This window comes from Acidilutibacter cellobiosedens (genome assembly GCF_004103715.1).
Lineage (GTDB): Bacteria > Bacillota > Clostridia > Tissierellales > Acidilutibacteraceae > Acidilutibacter > Acidilutibacter cellobiosedens.
On the sequence record NZ_CP035282.1, the window covers coordinates 1,056,928 to 1,073,593 of the forward strand.

Genomic DNA, 16,666 nt, shown 5'->3' on the forward strand with positions numbered 1-16,666 from the left:
AGGTAACGCCCTTTTTAATATTATAGCGTTATAATATTAAAAAATCAATAAAATGATGGAGGTGTCATATGAAGTATATTATATCAGCAATACGAATATTGTTCTTAGCACTGTTTTTATTTTTAGTACTGAATGGAAAAATGATGCTTTGGCTTGCTTTATTTGCGGTAAGTCTCATAGTAGCATTGCTGTTTGGTAGAGTATATTGTGGTTATGTCTGTCCGATGAATACGTTGATGATTCCGACAGAATGGCTTTCAAAAAAGCTGAAGTTACAGACGGATAAGTCTCCCAAATGGCTTCGCTCGGGAAAATTTGCATGGTTTGCATTGATAGGAAGCATTGCAGTCATGCTACTTGCAAAAAAAGTATTACATAAAAATATTCCTATTTTGCTTATTTGGTTGGTTGTTTCAATACTCATAACACTCAGATACAAGCCAGCTGTATTTCACAATCTAATATGCCCATTTGGAGCAATTCAGAAAGTCTTTGGAAGATTTGCTAAGTTTTCAGAAAAGGTAAATAAAGAAAGTTGTATTGGATGCAAGCTTTGTGAGAAGGTTTGTCCTTCCGAAGCAATAGAGGTTAAATCAATAGATAAAAAGGCTAAAATTGAAACTTCACTATGTTTGCAATGTACTAATTGTCAACAAGTATGTCCGAAGAATGCCATTCACTACTCAAAACAAGTATAAGTTGTTTTTGTGTAGTGGCTAAGTTAAGTATTAATCTTTTTAATCTAAGTTATGATATTAAATATAAGGAGAATGATAAAATGATTGAGCAAGTATATAAAATATCAACTGGCAACGAAAAAGCAGTAGAAAAGGTTATTTATGATGAGAACCTTCATTATCTACACATGGTTTTTAACAAAGGAGAAGGATTGCCAGAGCATTTTTCAAATTCTAATGTTTATATGACAGTAGTAAGAGGTACACTTTCTATCGGTCTTAACGATCAGGATATTCATGAATATTCAAAGGGTACTTTACTAAAGATTCCTGTAAAAACAAAAATGAACGTTAAAAACTTGAATGATGACACGTTGGAATTGATTGTTGTAAAAGCGCCGGCTCCTAAAATATAAAACGTAAAGCGAGGCACGAAATGAGTAAATTAAGCATTAAGATTTTAAAGATAGTAATGATAATATCACTTTTATCAATGGTTATCTTAGGGGTAACCAATATTTATGTTTTTAAGTCTATATTTTCTAATCTTCAAACGGAGGCTGTAGACATCGTTAAAGACTCGGTTAATTCCATTTCTGAGGACGAATTGCAAAAAGTAATTCTTAATAAATCTATGGATAGCATTGAATATAAGAATCTACAAGAATCTATGATGATATTTAAAAGTGACAAAGATATTAAGTACCTTTATACAATGATAAAGGGAGAAGATAATAAGGCGTACATGGTGGTTGATGCATCGTTAGAAAATGCATCTCCTTTTGGAGAAGAATATGAATTAGAAGATGCAATGAATAAAGCATTTAACGGTGAGGTATCATTTACAGAGAATCCAGTATCAGATGAGGATGGCACATTTATTTCTGCTTATGCACCAATAAAAGATTCCTCTGGAAAAGTAATCGCAATTGTAGGTGCTGATAAAGATGTTGCTACTTTCGCTTACATACAAACAACAATGTTAAAAACCGCAGTTAAAATTATCGTAGCTATTATAGCATTGTCCGTTATATTGAGCATTATATTAACAAAAAAAATTACTGCAAGTGTGAATGAAGTAGTCATTGGCTTAAATAAAATGTCACAAGGGGATTTAACAGTATCTGTTAATGTAAATTCAAAGGATGAAATTCAAACAATTTCAAAATCAATTGATCATGTTAGGAATAATATGGTAGAGATGCTTAGTAAGTCAAAGCAGTTATGTGAAGCAGTAATGGATGGAAGTATCAATCTATCAGCTGCATCGGATCAAATGGCTGCATCTTCAGAGGAAGTATCATCAGCAATACAAGAAGTTGCAAAAGGAATGAATTCTCAGTCGAATGAAATGGCTAAGATTAATGAAATTATGAACACTTTTGGTCTGAAAATTGATGATACCGTAAAAGGCATTGGTGAAATAAATTCAAAAATAGAAATAATCAACTCAAAAGCCCAAAACAGCAATCATGATTTAGTAACGCTTGAAGATGGGATGAAGGAGTTGGATGATTCATTTACGGTAATGAATCAAGAGATAAAAGATTTAGGTGTTTATTTATCACAAATTGGTGAAGTTACAAATCTTATCAATAGTATTGCAGAACAGACTAATCTACTTGCTTTAAATGCTGCAATTGAAGCGGCTAGAGCAGGTGAAACGGGAAAAGGCTTTGCCGTTGTAGCAGATGAAATCCGAAAACTTGCCGAACAATCTAAAAATTCAGCTTCTAATATAAGTAGTCTACTTGATAATGTGACTATTAAAAGCAATTTGGTAGTAAAAACATCAGAAAATATGAATGGAAAATTAATCGAACAGGATAAGGTAATTAATAACTCTATAAAATCTTTTAAGGATATTATCGATAATGTAGAAGAGATAATTACAAGAATCAATGCCATAAACAATCATATGAATGATATCAATATAGAAAAAGTAAATATTATTCAAAGTGTTGAAGAAACAGCTTCCGTATCAGAGGAAGTTTCAGCTTCTTCAGAAGAGATCGCGGCATCCTCCCAAGAATTAAGTGCATCCTCTGAGGAGGTTGCAGCGGCAACGCAAGAATTAAGCGAGTTATCAAAAAATATGATGGAGACTATGGAACAATTTAAAATTTAGGCTTTTTAGGAGAATTAAAATTAATGTACAGGCTATCAACTAAGGGATCTTCTTGGCTGACAGTGTGGCGAATAGCAATTGAAAAGAAAGTAGGAGAAACCATTAGGATTATTGATTATTCACATTAATAGTGAAGTTACATATAAAACAAGCGCCATGGATATGTTTCCATCTGTACTTAGCACAAAAATACGGTAGATATGTTTCAGAGAATAGAAGGTTCCAAAGTTTCCCGTTCTGTTCTCTTGAGAAGCATGTCCAATTGAAAGAAACGGAATTTGTAGAAGTAGAAAAGATCGTATGATTATATTTTTGTATGTATTCTATTGACATACGATAAAATATATGAGGTCAGTAATTATAGAAATTGTTCGGTTATTTATTCTCCCCTATATGATACGTTTCTATTTTAAGCATGAAGCAAGGTGAGAGATTGCAAATCCTTATCGGTAATTTTCTAACACCACACAGGACGCAGGTCTAAGTCGAAGTACAGAGGTAGGTGATAAAATAATATGAGTGATGAAAAATGGATAGGATGCCCTGTTTGTGGTAATAAAACTCGAACAAAAGTAAGGTCTAATACAATCTTAATTAATTTTCCACTTTATTGCCCTAAATGCAAGCAGGAAAGGACAGTAAATGTACAGCAATTTAAAGTAAAAGTTATCAAAGAGCCAGACGCTAAGACGCAGAGCCGATAACCCGTGATTAATAAGGGTTGTTGGCTCTTTCTTTTTGTAGTGATTTTGTTATATGTTTGTTGAAATTTTACAAAGGATACAAAACTGTTGTTTTAGAGATAGTTGTAGATATTCGTTCAGCGGCGGTTTTGAAATATTATTCAAAGCTACCGTGTTTTTGTTGAAAATATGTTTTTATAAGGTGTATTAAAGTTACCCTTTTTTAAGGACAGGACACGGCGGAATCAAGGGAGGTATCGTCGTGTCTATTTCTCATTATCTTGTTTCACCTAATTTTAACTTATTAAAAAAAATCTATATTCTATAATAGCATATTACTGCCATCAATATGAACACACACATCATTATATGCAATTTATTAGGCCATCTTATGCCCGGCTATATTTTCAGTCGGGCATTTTTGTGTCTTTTTTAAACTTTATTCAAAAAATTTCTGAAAAGTTTGGCAGTTTTGTAATTCTCACCGTAATAGTGGCGAAAGGGGAACAGCGGGGTCACCGCCCGAAAGGGGGTGAGAATGTGAAACCTAACAGCCATGAGCAAAGCAAGCGACACGCCTTTGACAGCTTTTGCAAAAAGATACTAAAACATGAGGCAAGGGATTATTACGATGAGCTGAAAAGCCAGCGTAATCGAGAAGTATCCTTTTCCGATTTGTCTGCAAAGGAAATGGATGAGCTTTATACAGAGGATAGATACTTCGTTACCGAGCAGATTTTCAATGTTTTAGGTCTTGATGTCATTGTTACAGATGATGTTATTGCAGGGGCATTACAAAGTTTGCCGGAACGCAAGCGTGATATTATCTTGCTTTCCTATTTCCTTGAGTTGTCTGACCGAGAAATTGGGGACAAGCTGAATATGCTGCGTTCAACTGTCCAGTACCAAAGAACAAGCACGTTGCAACAGCTAAAAAATTTTATGGAGGGAGATACCTATGAGCGACAAGACAAGAAATAATCATCTGCTTTCCTACCCTGTTATTGTATTAGCCTCTGGTGGCGATGTGGATGCTATCAATGCTGTTCTGAAACATTATGAAGGGTACATAGCAGCATTGTCTATGAGGACATTTTACGATGAAAGCGGCAATCCCCATCTGTGTGTAGATGAGGCATTACGCCGCAGGCTGGAAACTAAGCTGATTACAAAAATCTTAACTTTTAATGCGGCTTAACGGATAAATCCATATGGGAAGTACGCTCCCCTTTCTGTACCTCCAGTTTATGGTTTCGTTGCCATTCAATAAAAGTTCATTGATGAAGTGAGCTTTTATTGCCTGATAACTTAGGCTGATGTTCCTTGACAAAGAAAGCAGGTCAGATAACGGCTTTGCAGTATAATGCAAATCGGATACATTCCATTTATATAGAGCCATGCGGTTGATACGCCATGACCTCTGTTTAGAGTGAGCGAATAATATCAGACCGTAAAACAAATATGGCAGTTTGTAGGCGATGACATATAAATGGGACAATGATACTCCCTTATAGCCACAGTCCGAGCGTTGAAAGCGTCGCAGGCAATGGGTAGGGTTTCGGCAGAACGTCGAGAGGGTGAAATTCCCGTGGAGCTGTGCCAACAGCCGTCCGATTTTACTAAAAATTATATACATTTGCTAATACAGTTATTGCACCTGATTTGAAAGGAGATGGAGTATATGAATGACTGCATTATGCGTGGAGATATTTTCTGTGCCAATCTAAACAATGGAATTGGAGCTGAACAAAGAGGATACCGACCAGTTCTGATTATCCAAAATAATATAGGAAATAAATTTAGTCCAACGGTTATTGTAGCAGTAATCACAGGACAAATTCATCACAAAGCAAGACTGCCCACTCATTGCCAACTAAGTTCTCATTCTGCATTATCCATTCCATCAATGGCATTGTTAGAGCAGATTACTACAATAGATAAAAGACGGTTGAAAAAATATATAGGAAGAATAAGCGAGGAAGAAATTTCTTGTATCAATAAGGCTCTCTCAATCAGTGTAGGATTGGAGAGCCTATAATTATGTCTTTTTTGCTTTTCTAAAGATGTTGAGTTGAAATAGAAAATCGATACATTTCACATAAATTTAAAACCTATTTATAATGGAGGCATGTAATCACGGAGGTGTTTACAGATGGAAAATATCAAGCACGAATCAGAACATTTAACGGAAAAAGAATTTATTCCAAAAGGAACAGCTTGCTCCTCTGGGTCAAAAGCATATAACACTTTCATAAATACCATAGTGAGTGTAGTAGAAAAGTATGGAGCTGAGATTTTAGAAGAAATAGATTGTGCTGTGTAATTCACAGCACGTTACATAGGATATTTTCCATTTGTTTAATCAGAAAAGGAGGTTTTATTTATGAACAGAAGTGGCATGAAATGTGTTTTATATCCTCGTGTCAGCACAGAAATGCAGGTTGATGGATTTAGCTTAGATGGTCAGAGAAGTAGCTTAAAACGCTTTGCAGATAGAGAAGAAATGATAGTAGTAGACATCTATGAAGATGCAGGTAAATCCGGAAAATCCATTGAGGGCAGACCTGCCTTTAAAAAGATGTTATCAGATATAGAAAATGGCTTACAAATAGATTACATACTGGTGTATAAGCTATCCCGTTTCGGGAGAAATGCAGCAGATATTCTAAATTCTTTAGAGTTTATACAATCCTATGGGATAAATCTTATCTGTATTGAAGAAGGAATAGATTCATCACAGGCAAGTGGAAAACTCCTCATATCGGTGCTTTCAGCGGTTGCCGAGATTGAAAGAGAAAATATTATTGAGCAGACAATGAATGGTCGTAAGGAAAAAGCAAGACAAGGTGGCTGGAATGGTGGTTTTGCTCCTTATGGTTATTATTTAAAAGATAAAAATTTATTCATTCAGGAAGAAGAAGCGGAGGTTATCCGCATAATATATGATAAGTTTGCTAATACGGAAATGGGTTACGGCGGTGTTGCCCAATATCTTAACCTACAAGGTATTAAGAAAATTCAAAGGCAGAATGGGAAACTTAGCGAATGGAGTGGTCATTTGGTTAGGCAGATTTTAGACAACCCTGTTTACTATGGAAAAATTGCTTTTGGCAGACGGGCAAGGGAAAAAGTGAAGGGTACAAAAAATCAATACCGGCAAGCGTGGCAAGAAGAGTATATTGTTGCGGATGGTAAGCATGAGGCTATCATCAGCGAGGAATTATGGAACAAGGTTCGTGAAAAAAGAATAGAAACTGGAATAAAGCAGCCATCAAAAGTGGGCAAGGATCGGTCACATTTACTCACAGGGCTTTTGAGATGCCCAGTTTGCGGTGGTCCGATGTATACCAATAAACACGCATGGACAAATAAAGATGGTACATACAAAGAAGTATATTATTATGTATGTAGTCGTAATAGAATGGTCAGAGGAAAAAGCTGTACTTATAAAGCAATGCTTAAAAAAACAGAAATTGAGCCGCTTGTTATTGCCTCAATTAAAGAATTGGTTAGCAATAAAACCTTTGCTAAGGAAGTTAAATCAAGAATAGGCACTCAAATTGATACAACAACAATTGATAGGGAGATTAAGAATTACGAAAGCAAGCTCAGAGAGGTTGACTTGAACAAAGCACGTTTGGAGAATGAAATTGATACCTTACCTGAAGATACCCGTTATAGGGAGAGAAAGCTGCATGATATGACTATTCGATTAGATGGGCTGTATGATATAATGGTGGAATTAGAAGAAAAAATTGAAGATGCAAAGCTAAAGCGACGTTCTGTGGAAATGAACGCTATCACATTAGACAATGTTTACAGATTGATGATTAACTTTGAAAAAATGTACGATAGAATTAATGATGAAGAACGGAAAGCTCTTGTATCGTCCTTGATTAAAGAAATTCAGATATATCCTCGTGATGAAACAGAAGTACCATTAAAGTCGATTTTCTTTAACTTTCCTGTCTTTAAAGACGGAGAAGAAGTGCAGGAACTTTTGTGGGATAAAGATACGCACGTTGAGAGTATAATAATGATGACGCATTGTGGCGATAAGGAGAAAAGGTAGGGTTCAACCACAACATATAGTGGTTTGAGGACAAAAATTGGGTCAAAAATCGGAGTAAAAACACCGTTTTTTGACCCTTAAAAATAGGGTAAAATATAGATGACATAGGAAAAATGAAAATTTTAGTTGATAAATCGGTGGATGAATTATATTATATATTACAGAAAAGTAGAGTAGTGAAACATGAATGATTTATAAGCTATTAGACAAATAGGAATTTGACTCTTCCTTTGATATGAAAAAACCGCAAAATTAAGCAATGTAAAGTCTAGTTGCGGTATTGTAAAGCTTATGTGGTAGTATTTTAGCATGATTTTAACTACAATAAAATTACCAAAACAAAGGAGGATTTTATTGTGAAATTATCAGATAAGATTATAATTTTAAGGAAACAACATGGTATGTCTCAAGAGGATTTGGCCGAAAAACTGAATATATCTCGTCAAGCAATCTCTCGTTGGGAAAATGGGTCTGCCACACCTGATGCATCAAATATTTTACAACTCAGCAAACTTTTTAATGTTACCACCGACTATTTGTTGAATGATGATTTTAAAAGTGATAATGACTTGCCAAAACTCAAGGAGACGAAAGAAAATAACCTAAAGCAAATAATGATATATTTGATTACGCTTGAGGTCATGGTTTTGCTGATGCAAATTATGGCTACTATCATCCTACAAAATGTTTTCTTTGTTGTTTTAAGTATCATACCATTTGTGGCGTTGGTCGGTGGTTTTGAATATGCATATCAAAAAAACGGGAATGAAACATCTGCTATTTTCAGAAAGAGTTTCTATAAAATATCTGTATGGCTTGGATTATATTTCCCTACAAGGTTTCTGGTAACTTTAGCAATGCATTTTTACCCTCACCCCTATTCGACCATTATTTTTGAAATTATGGTAGTGAGTGTGTACCTGATGCTTTCCATGATAGTGATGCTATCCATTGATGAAAAAGCATAAATTGAAGCAAAGGGGACGGTTCTTTTTGTTTGATAAGTTTTAAGGAATGTGATATGTTTATGATATATTTGTATGGGGATGATTGTGTGCCAAGACAAGCAAGAGTTATAAGCAGTACCGGAATTATCATGTCTTTAGTTCCCTTATTATCGCAGTATATAAGAAATTCAGGATAGTATTAATATTATCTGTAATCTATATAATATCTAACTGTCTGAGATATTTAAACCAATAGATATATTATTAGATTTAAACTATCTATTTATTTTAGTTTATATTTTAATAATATATATTTTTATTTCAAATATATGTAATAGTATAAGAAAAAAATTATATAAAAGTAGTTTATGCAGTGTTCATAGGTGGGGGGACGAATGTTGTTTAGGAAAAAGAGAGTAGTATTTTTGACCATTTTACTGGGTTTAGTTATATTGATTATTATAAAGGGCATTCCCTTTATAGATAGAAATTTTAAATCTTCGAAGAGAGTAATAGTAGTTGATCCCGGGCATGGAGGTAAAGATCCGGGAACTATCGGGTTTAGCGGTAATTATGAAAAAGAAGTCAATTTAGAGATTTCTAAAAAGCTAAAGAAAAAATTAAAGTCAAATGGCTATAAAGTTATTTTAACCAGAGATAGTGATGAATATGTGGACAATCTGTTAAGAGCGAAGACAGCAAATAAAAAGAGGGCTAGGGTATTTATTAGTATTCATTGCAATTCTATGGAAAATAATAGTTCTGTAGATGGGGTTCAGGTACTTTATTATCCAAATAGAGAAAGTACAATTGGGGATTTAAACAATAATGAATTGGCACAAATTATGATGAATTCAATGGTTAATGGAACCGGAGCTAAGGATAAGGGAATAATAGAAAGAAAAAATTTAATTGTACTGAATCAGACAAAAATGCCGGCAATAATAATTGAGTGTGGATTTTTATCTAATAAAAACGAAGAAAAACTTTTGCTAACAGAGGATTATCAAAATAAGATAGTGGATTCAATAATAGATGGATTGGAAGAGTATCTTAGTCTGAATACTGGTAGTGAAATGAGGAAGTAGAGCTTTATTAAGATGGTAATTGTTATTATGTACAGGATATGCTATGATTACATTAATTTGATTCAAAATTATAATTTATTATGTAACAAAAATTTATATTGTATTTATATATAGGAGGTAAAATTAATATGAGCCTGACGGGTGATAAAATTTTTATTCGCTTTTTTGAAGATACAGATGCAGAAGCTTTACTTGATTTACATTTAAGGAACAGTGAGTTTTTTCAGAAGTATTCGCCAACTTTTGACGATGACTTTTACACAATTGATTCAACACGTAAATATATCAGTGATTCAGTAAAGCAGAGAGAAGAAGATAAAGCCTATTCTTTTGGTATATGCTTAAAAGATAACGGAAAATTGGTAGGTGATATATCCATTTTTCATATATTTCGAGGTTCACTCCAGAAATGTTTGATTGGTTATTCATTGGATAAACAATATAATGGTAATGGATATACCACGGAAGCGGTCTCTTTGGTAGTAGAATTTGCGTTTAATGAATTACACCTACATCGTGTTGAGGCAGGCGTAATGTTAAGCAATATAGGTTCAATGCGAGTATTAGAAAAGGCAGGTTTTCATAGAGAAGGTATAGAACAAAAAGGTGTAAAAATTAATGGCCAATGGCAAGATCATCAGATATTTGCTATAATATCAGATAATAACTAAACTTTATTTAGTTAAGTGCATAAAATTTTATTATATTTAGGAGTAGTATAAAATAATCTGTGTTTTTGTGAAAACAAATTCTCTTTCCTGTTGCTAATATTTACAGGAGATTTTTTTGTATATAAATAATGCGTAACTACATTTTTAATTTTCTATAAAGAGTTCTTAGACTTAAACCAAGCTCCTTTGCAGCTTTTTCTTTCCCTTTGACATCCCATCCATTCTTATCTAAGGCATTTATTATTAATTGATACTCGGTTTCTGAAACCCTATCTTTTATATTTGAGTTAGAATTAACATAGTGTGTAATTCTAGTAGGCAGACTACTAACCTGTATTATTTTTGTTTCCTCCATATTTAAGGCATATTCAATACAATTTTCCAGTTCTCTAATGTTTCCCGGCCAGCTATATGATTTTAATGTTTCTAAAGCCTCATCCGATAAAGAGCTAATTTTTTTATTAAGTCTCTTATTATATACATTTATAAAATGATTTGATAATAACTCTATATCACCTATTCTTTTGATTAGAGGAGGTAAGTGTATTTGAATCACGTTTAAGCGATAAAATAGGTCTTCACGAAATTTATTTTCTTCAATCATTTCTTCTAAATCTCTGTTAGTTGCAGCAATAACTCTGATGTCAATAGGTATAGGTGTTATACTTCCAAGTCTTTGTATTGTATGGTTTTGAAGGACTCTAAGTAGTTTTGCCTGCAGATATAGGGGCAATTCTCCGATTTCGTCAAGAAATATTGTTCCGCTATTGGCCAGTTCAAATATTCCCTGTTTACCGCCTTTTTTAGCTCCCGTAAAAGCTCCTTCCTCATATCCAAATAACTCTGATTCGAATAAAGAATCTGGGATATTTGCACAATTTATTGGTATAAATGGATTATCTTTCCGATTGCTTGTATAATGGATGGCCTCGGCAATCATTTCTTTACCGGTGCCGGTTTTTCCGGTTATAAGGACCGATGATGATGAGGTAGACAATTTTATAATCTTTCTTTTAATTTCATTAATAATATTATCATTTGATATTATTTTTTCAAGATAATTAAAATTTGTAGATACAGATAATACCTTATCTTTTTCGAATTTTAAAGAGTAGCCGATTACCTCATCATAAGATGTTAATGGTGATACGTATATTAATCCGTTAAATGTGTTGAGACTAAAATATCTTTTTATAGGCTTTTTAACGGATAAAATCCAATCCGAAACATCTTTTGGTAATATTTGATATATAGATTGAGCAAATAGATCACAATATGGAAGCAGTTCATTAGTTCCTTTATTACAATAAATCAACATCCCATTTGCGTCTATTAGCAAAAAATATTCATATTCATTTGTAATTAATTCATCTATGGCATTATGTAATATTTGAGAATCTTTTTTTGAAGATTCATTTGAAGCGAACATAGATATTAAATTAGAAATGTAGTCTATAATTTCCACATAATTACTGATGTTCTTTTCTATCGTGACATGTCTTTCTTGAGAAAAAGAAGTCATACTGACTACACCTATTGGAATGCTATTTATTTTTATACAAGATAATATTTCAATAGTAGAAGGACAATTATTCACAAATCTGCATCCAATACATGATTTCATATGGCCGGGCTTATTAACTACAATGTTGCCTTGAGTCAAAACCTCTTCAATAGAAGCCGAATGAACAGTTCGGCCTTTCCTTTTAAGATAGGTCCTTGTACTCGTAATTAAATGTGAATCGGCATCAAAAATTGCATATTCTAAATTTGTTAGATTTGACATTGTTGAAACGATATTATCCAGGCTCGGCCTGATGTCTTTTAAAATCATGATATCCCTCCTATTTGACAAATATGACAATTAATTTGACTTAAATGGCAATTATATATGATTATTTTATCACATTACCGGAAAAGAAAATTAAAAATTTTCAAAAAACATTGGAATATAGCATATAAAAATTTTTAATAAAAAAAGTATAAACTAAAATATTGGTATAAAAAATGCGACGTAATATTATAGTCAAAGATAAATTATCTTTGACAGGTAAAATGACAGTTATATCTGAATATGTTTCAGGAATCGGACTGGAAGCCCGGGGAACTAAAAAGTGGTGATAAAGCTGATACACATTGTACTGTGAAGGGAGGAAGTGTAAAAATTGCTTATATAATGATTTAGCATTATGAATAGCAGGCGCCGCACTTGTTGTTGAAAGTGAAGGAATTGCATAAATTTTAATAGGAGGTACCAAGTATGACAAATCATGGATTTAGAAATCATCCGTATATTCCTAACTCAGATGAGGATGTACAAAAGAAGATGTTAAGGGAAATAGGTTTAAAAAATTTAGAGGATTTACATAGTGAGATTCCTGAAGAATTAAGGTTTAAAAGAAAATTAAACTTACCTGAACCATATACTTCAGAATATGAATTGAAAAGAGAAGTTGAGAAACTGTTACGAAAAAATATATCTTCCAATGAATATATAAATTTTTTAGGGGCAGGCTGCTGGCAGCATTATGTTCCGGCTATTTGCGATGAGATAGCTAATAGAGCAGAATTCCTTTCGGGATATGCCGGAGAACCTTATAATGACCATGGAAGGTTTCAAGCCTTGTTTGAATATGAGTCATTGGTTGCCGAGCTTGTAGATATGGATGTGGTGAATGTTCCTACTTTTGACTGGGCGCAGGCTGCGGCAACTGCGTTGAGAATGTCATCAAGAATAACTTCCAGGGAAGATGCTTTAGTAGTCCGAACTATTAGCAGGGATAAGCTGGATATAATTAAGAATTATTGTGATCCCGGAGTAAATATTATTTTAGTTGACTATGATACAAAAACCGGAATGATTAATATGAATGATTTAAAAAATAAGATATCTGATGAAACTGCCGCAGTTTACTTTGAAAATCCTTCATATTTAGGGTTCATTGAAGAACAAGGAAATGAAATTTCCAAGGTTGCCCGCGATGCCGGAGCACTTTCAGTTGTAGGAGTTGATCCAAGCAGCTTAGGTGTAATGGAGACTCCGTCAGCATATGGAGCAGATATAATTTGTGGAGATTTACAGCCTTTAGGAATGCATATGAATTATGGGGGAGGGCAATCTGGATTTATTGCTACAAGAGATGAAAAGAAATTTGTACTTGAGTTTCCTTCCAGATTATTTGGCATCGCGCCAACTATAAAAGAAGGAGAATACGGATTTGGGGATATAGCATATGAAAGGACTTCCTTTGGAAATTTAAGAGAAAAAGGAAAGGAGTATGTAGGTACTCAAACAGCATTATACGGTATTACTGCAGGGGTTTATCTTTCATTAATGGGTCCCCATGGAATGTTTGATTTAGGGAAAAATATTATGCAGAAATCTCAATATGCCATAGAAGAATTAACTAAGATAGAAGGTGTAAAAGGTTCTAAATTCAGTAATGTAAGCTTTAAGGAATTTGTAGTTGATTTCAATGATACGAATAAGACCGTTAAAGAAATAAATGAAAAATTATTAGCAAAAGGCATATTCGGTGGAAAAGATCTTTCTGAAGAATTCCCTGAATTAGGACAAGCGGCGCTATATTGCGTAACAGAGGTTCATTTAAAAGAGGATATTGATACCTTAGTCAATGAAATAAAAAAAATAGTCAGAGGATAGACAGCAGAAAGGGATGATATGATGAAGCGAATTATTAGAAATTCTAAAATCAGAGATTTCCATCAGGCCAGGTGGAATGAACCAATTATAAATGAGCTAGGGCATAAAGGCGAAAGGGGGATAATAGTTCCTCAAACCGAGGAAGCCATTGAAAGACAGGTAGGAGATGGGATATCTAAACTTCCCCAATCTGTGAGAAGAAAGAAACTGCCTAATTTGCCTGAGATAAATCAAAAGAGAGTTCTCATGCATTATTTGAGGCTTTCACAGGAAACTTTGGGAGGTGATATAAATATTGAAATCGGACAAGGCACATGTACTGTTAAATATAATCCGACAATAAATAACAAAATTGCCGATTCCGAAAAGATGACTGAATTGCACCCCCTACAGGATGAGAGTACTGTCCAGGGGATATTGGAAATCATGTATAAAACCGATTTAATGATGAGAGAGATTTCCGGTATGGATTATTTCAGTTTTCAGCCGGGAGGAGGTTCTCAAGCTACTATGACTATGGCTTCAATAGTCAGGATGTATCATAGGTTACGCGGTGAAGAGGAGCAAAGGGATGAAATCATAACGACTATATATTCTCATCCGTCAGACGCGGCGGCTCCTGCGTTAAAAGGTTATAAGATTATTAAGATTATGACGGATGAGAAGGGTCATCCTGATTATGAGGCATTTAAGGCTGCGGTGAACAATAGAACGGCTGCATTTGTCGCAGCCAATCCGGAAGATACCGGAATATTTAACCCAAGGATAAAGGAATTTACTGATTTAGTTACTAAAGCCGGTGGTCTGAATTGCTATGATCAAGCTAATGCAAATGGTTTGTTTGGAGTGGCGAGAGCTAAAGAAGCAGGTTTTCAAATGTGTTATTTTAACCTTCACAAATCTTTTGGAACTCCTCATGGCTGCGGAGGGCCCGGTTCAGGTGCTGTCGGAGTCATTAAGGAATTGAAAGATCTTTTGCCGAAACCGTTGGTTGATTTTGACGGGAAGAAATATTATTTAAACTATAATATTAAAAACAGCATTGGAAAAGTTAAGTCTTTTATTGGAACACCCCAGGTAGTGTTAAAAGCATATTCTTGGATTATGAGCATGGGCGCTGAAGGATTGTATGAGGTTGCAAAGATTGCAGTTTTGAATAATGTTTATTTAATTAAAAAGTTATTGAAGTATAAAGGCCTTACAGTTCCATATGATGTAAATATTCAAAGAATCGAGCAAGCCAGATATTCAATGGAACAGATAACTAAGGATACCGGAATAGGTATTGAAGATATTACAAGAAGAGTAATGGACTTCGGAACGCATATTTGGTCAAGCCATCATCCCTTTTATATTCCCGAACCTATAACACTGGAACCAACAGAATCTCCGTCTAAGGAAGATTTGGACGAGTATATAGAGACAATACATCACATATTGGATGAAGCCTATAATAATCCCGAGATAATTCATAGTGCTCCAAACAATAGTACAATTCATCAGGTTGATGAATCGAGCCTCGATGATCCTGATGAGTGGTGTCCGACGTGGAGAGTATATCTAAGAAAAACTAAGACTGATTAGCCAGGTATGTAATATGAAAACTATTGGCTTAATTATAAATCCGATATCCGGTATGGGTGGAAAGGTAGGGCTGAAAGGAACAGACGGAGCGATTACTTTAAATAAGGCTGTTAAACTTGGAGCTGTTAGGGAGGCTCCATGCAAAGCCTTGAAAGCATTAGAAAAGTTAATTCCGTTGAAAGATGATTTACTGATACTGACTTCATCAAATGATATGGGAGAAATTCAATGTAAATCTTTGGGATTTAACTATAAGATTGTGTACAAGACCGGAAATTTTACAAATTACCGTGATACTATAAATGCCGCAAGGATTTTTGAGAAATTAGGCGTTGAATTGATACTCTTCGCAGGTGGTGACGGTACTGCAAGAGATATTTATAAGGCCGTGGAAATTAGAATTCCTGCTTTAGGAATTCCCACAGGGGTGAAAATCCATTCTCCTGTTTATGCCAACACTCCGGAATTAGCGGGTGATTTGGCTCTTATGTATTTAAAAAACGGTAATTTATGCTTGAAAGATGAAGAGGTCATTGATATTGACGAAAAAGAATTCAGAAATAATAGGGTGGTAACGCGTCTGTTCGGATATTTGAAGGTTCCGTATAAAAAGAGACTGCTGCAGAATAAAAAATCTCCGACTCCTTTAGGAGATGAAGAAAGCCAGAAAGCGATTGCCCTTGATATTATAGATAATATGCTGGAAGGTGTTTATTATGTTATAGGACCGGGGACTACAACGAGAGCAATAATGGAGGAATTGAACTTACCCAACAGCCTTCTCGGAGTAGATATAATTAGAGATAGAAAAATAGTGAAACTGGATTGCAATGAAAGCGATATTTTAGACATTGATTTAGAACGTGTTTGTAAACTGGTTATTGCGCCAACAGGCGGTCAGGGATATCTGCTGGGGAGGGGCAATCAGCAGATCAGCTCTCGAGTAATATCTAGAATTAAAAAAGAAAATATAATAATTATATCATCAAATAGCAAGATTATCGAGTTAAGAGGAAATCCGCTTTTTGTATATACAGGTGACCCTGCAGTCGATAAATACTTAGAGGGCTATTACAGGATTAAAGTTGGTTATGGGAATGATCTTATATATAAAGTTTCAGGAGGTGAGGATGGTAAGACTTTGCTCTAAAA

The 16,666-nt window shown here is 34.3% G+C and carries 18 protein-coding genes; 16 read left to right on the forward strand and 2 right to left on the reverse strand.

The window, feature by feature from the left end; genetic code table 11:
* Positions 1 to 68: 68 nt before the first annotated feature.
* From EQM13_RS05055 to EQM13_RS05080, 6 genes are all read left to right on the forward strand, one after another.
* Positions 69 to 698, forward strand: a complete 630-nt coding sequence (locus EQM13_RS05055) for a 4Fe-4S binding protein (RefSeq protein WP_128752126.1) — start codon at positions 69 to 71, stop codon at positions 696 to 698.
* An 80-nt stretch (positions 699 to 778) separates the two neighbouring features.
* The gene (locus tag EQM13_RS05060; RefSeq protein WP_089982003.1) at positions 779 to 1,093 is read left to right on the forward strand and encodes a cupin domain-containing protein; all 315 of its coding nucleotides are present in this window, start codon (positions 779 to 781) and stop codon (positions 1,091 to 1,093) included.
* Between the two features lie 20 nt (positions 1,094 to 1,113).
* Positions 1,114 to 2,805: a methyl-accepting chemotaxis protein gene (locus EQM13_RS05065; RefSeq protein ID WP_128752127.1), complete on the forward strand. Its 1,692-nt coding sequence runs from the start codon at positions 1,114 to 1,116 to the stop codon at positions 2,803 to 2,805.
* A 515-nt stretch (positions 2,806 to 3,320) separates the two neighbouring features.
* Positions 3,321 to 3,509 (forward strand): cysteine-rich KTR domain-containing protein, encoded by a 189-nt coding sequence (locus tag EQM13_RS05070; protein WP_128752128.1) that lies wholly within the window; start codon positions 3,321 to 3,323, stop codon positions 3,507 to 3,509.
* 519 nt (positions 3,510 to 4,028) lie between these two features.
* Positions 4,029 to 4,469: an RNA polymerase sigma factor gene (locus EQM13_RS05075; protein WP_161567173.1), complete on the forward strand. Its 441-nt coding sequence runs from the start codon at positions 4,029 to 4,031 to the stop codon at positions 4,467 to 4,469.
* Positions 4,447 to 4,686 (forward strand): helix-turn-helix domain-containing protein, encoded by a 240-nt coding sequence (locus tag EQM13_RS05080; protein ID WP_128752130.1) that lies wholly within the window; start codon positions 4,447 to 4,449, stop codon positions 4,684 to 4,686. The genes EQM13_RS05075 and EQM13_RS05080 overlap by 23 nt, the downstream gene beginning before the upstream one ends.
* Here EQM13_RS05080 and EQM13_RS18080 read toward each other — a convergent pair.
* Positions 4,666 to 4,887: a hypothetical protein gene (locus EQM13_RS18080; protein ID WP_150132665.1), complete on the reverse strand. Its 222-nt coding sequence runs from the start codon at positions 4,885 to 4,887 to the stop codon at positions 4,666 to 4,668. The two genes, EQM13_RS05080 and EQM13_RS18080, sit on opposite strands and share 21 nt — an antisense overlap.
* Before the next feature lie 282 nt (positions 4,888 to 5,169).
* On the opposite strand from EQM13_RS18080, the gene EQM13_RS05085 reads away from it, so the two are divergent.
* The 7 genes from EQM13_RS05085 (at position 5,170) to EQM13_RS05105 (ending at position 10,266) form a co-directional block, all read left to right on the forward strand.
* The gene (locus EQM13_RS05085) at positions 5,170 to 5,526 is read left to right on the forward strand and encodes a type II toxin-antitoxin system PemK/MazF family toxin (RefSeq protein WP_128752131.1); all 357 of its coding nucleotides are present in this window, start codon (positions 5,170 to 5,172) and stop codon (positions 5,524 to 5,526) included.
* Between the two features lie 114 nt (positions 5,527 to 5,640).
* Positions 5,641 to 5,811 (forward strand): hypothetical protein, encoded by a 171-nt coding sequence (locus EQM13_RS18180; RefSeq protein ID WP_161567174.1) that lies wholly within the window; start codon positions 5,641 to 5,643, stop codon positions 5,809 to 5,811.
* 60 nt (positions 5,812 to 5,871) lie between these two features.
* The gene (locus EQM13_RS05090) at positions 5,872 to 7,560 is read left to right on the forward strand and encodes a recombinase family protein (RefSeq protein WP_128752132.1); all 1,689 of its coding nucleotides are present in this window, start codon (positions 5,872 to 5,874) and stop codon (positions 7,558 to 7,560) included.
* Positions 7,561 to 7,916: 356 nt separating this feature from the next.
* Positions 7,917 to 8,528: a helix-turn-helix domain-containing protein gene (locus EQM13_RS05095; protein ID WP_071140355.1), complete on the forward strand. Its 612-nt coding sequence runs from the start codon at positions 7,917 to 7,919 to the stop codon at positions 8,526 to 8,528.
* Positions 8,529 to 8,557: 29 nt separating this feature from the next.
* Positions 8,558 to 8,704 (forward strand): hypothetical protein, encoded by a 147-nt coding sequence (locus tag EQM13_RS18185; protein WP_161567175.1) that lies wholly within the window; start codon positions 8,558 to 8,560, stop codon positions 8,702 to 8,704.
* 201 nt (positions 8,705 to 8,905) lie between these two features.
* Complete coding sequence (locus tag EQM13_RS05100) at positions 8,906 to 9,595, forward strand: N-acetylmuramoyl-L-alanine amidase family protein (RefSeq protein ID WP_159429052.1); 690 nt, start codon at positions 8,906 to 8,908, stop codon at positions 9,593 to 9,595.
* 128 nt (positions 9,596 to 9,723) lie between these two features.
* Positions 9,724 to 10,266, forward strand: a complete 543-nt coding sequence (locus EQM13_RS05105) for a GNAT family N-acetyltransferase (protein ID WP_071140036.1) — start codon at positions 9,724 to 9,726, stop codon at positions 10,264 to 10,266.
* Positions 10,267 to 10,402: 136 nt separating this feature from the next.
* Here EQM13_RS05105 and EQM13_RS05110 read toward each other — a convergent pair whose 3' ends face one another.
* Positions 10,403 to 12,100, reverse strand: coding sequence for a sigma-54 interaction domain-containing protein (locus EQM13_RS05110; RefSeq protein WP_071140037.1), 1,698 nt, complete (start codon positions 12,098 to 12,100; stop codon positions 10,403 to 10,405).
* A gap of 426 nt (positions 12,101 to 12,526) precedes the next feature.
* Here EQM13_RS05110 and gcvPA point away from each other — a divergent pair, with 426 nt between their 5' ends.
* Genes gcvPA through EQM13_RS05125 form a run of 3 tightly spaced genes read left to right on the forward strand, consistent with a single transcriptional unit; the run spans position 12,527 to position 16,664 of the window.
* Entirely contained in the window at positions 12,527 to 13,930 is a 1,404-nt protein-coding gene (gene gcvPA, locus EQM13_RS05115) for an aminomethyl-transferring glycine dehydrogenase subunit GcvPA (RefSeq protein WP_071140038.1), read from the forward strand.
* Positions 13,931 to 13,951: 21 nt separating this feature from the next.
* Positions 13,952 to 15,514, forward strand: a complete 1,563-nt coding sequence (gene gcvPB / locus EQM13_RS05120; RefSeq protein ID WP_200796101.1) for an aminomethyl-transferring glycine dehydrogenase subunit GcvPB — start codon at positions 13,952 to 13,954, stop codon at positions 15,512 to 15,514.
* 13 nt (positions 15,515 to 15,527) lie between these two features.
* A complete protein-coding gene (locus EQM13_RS05125) occupies positions 15,528 to 16,664 on the forward strand; it encodes an ATP-NAD kinase family protein (RefSeq protein ID WP_071140040.1) in 1,137 nt (378 codons plus the stop codon).
* Positions 16,665 to 16,666 lie beyond the last annotated feature (2 nt).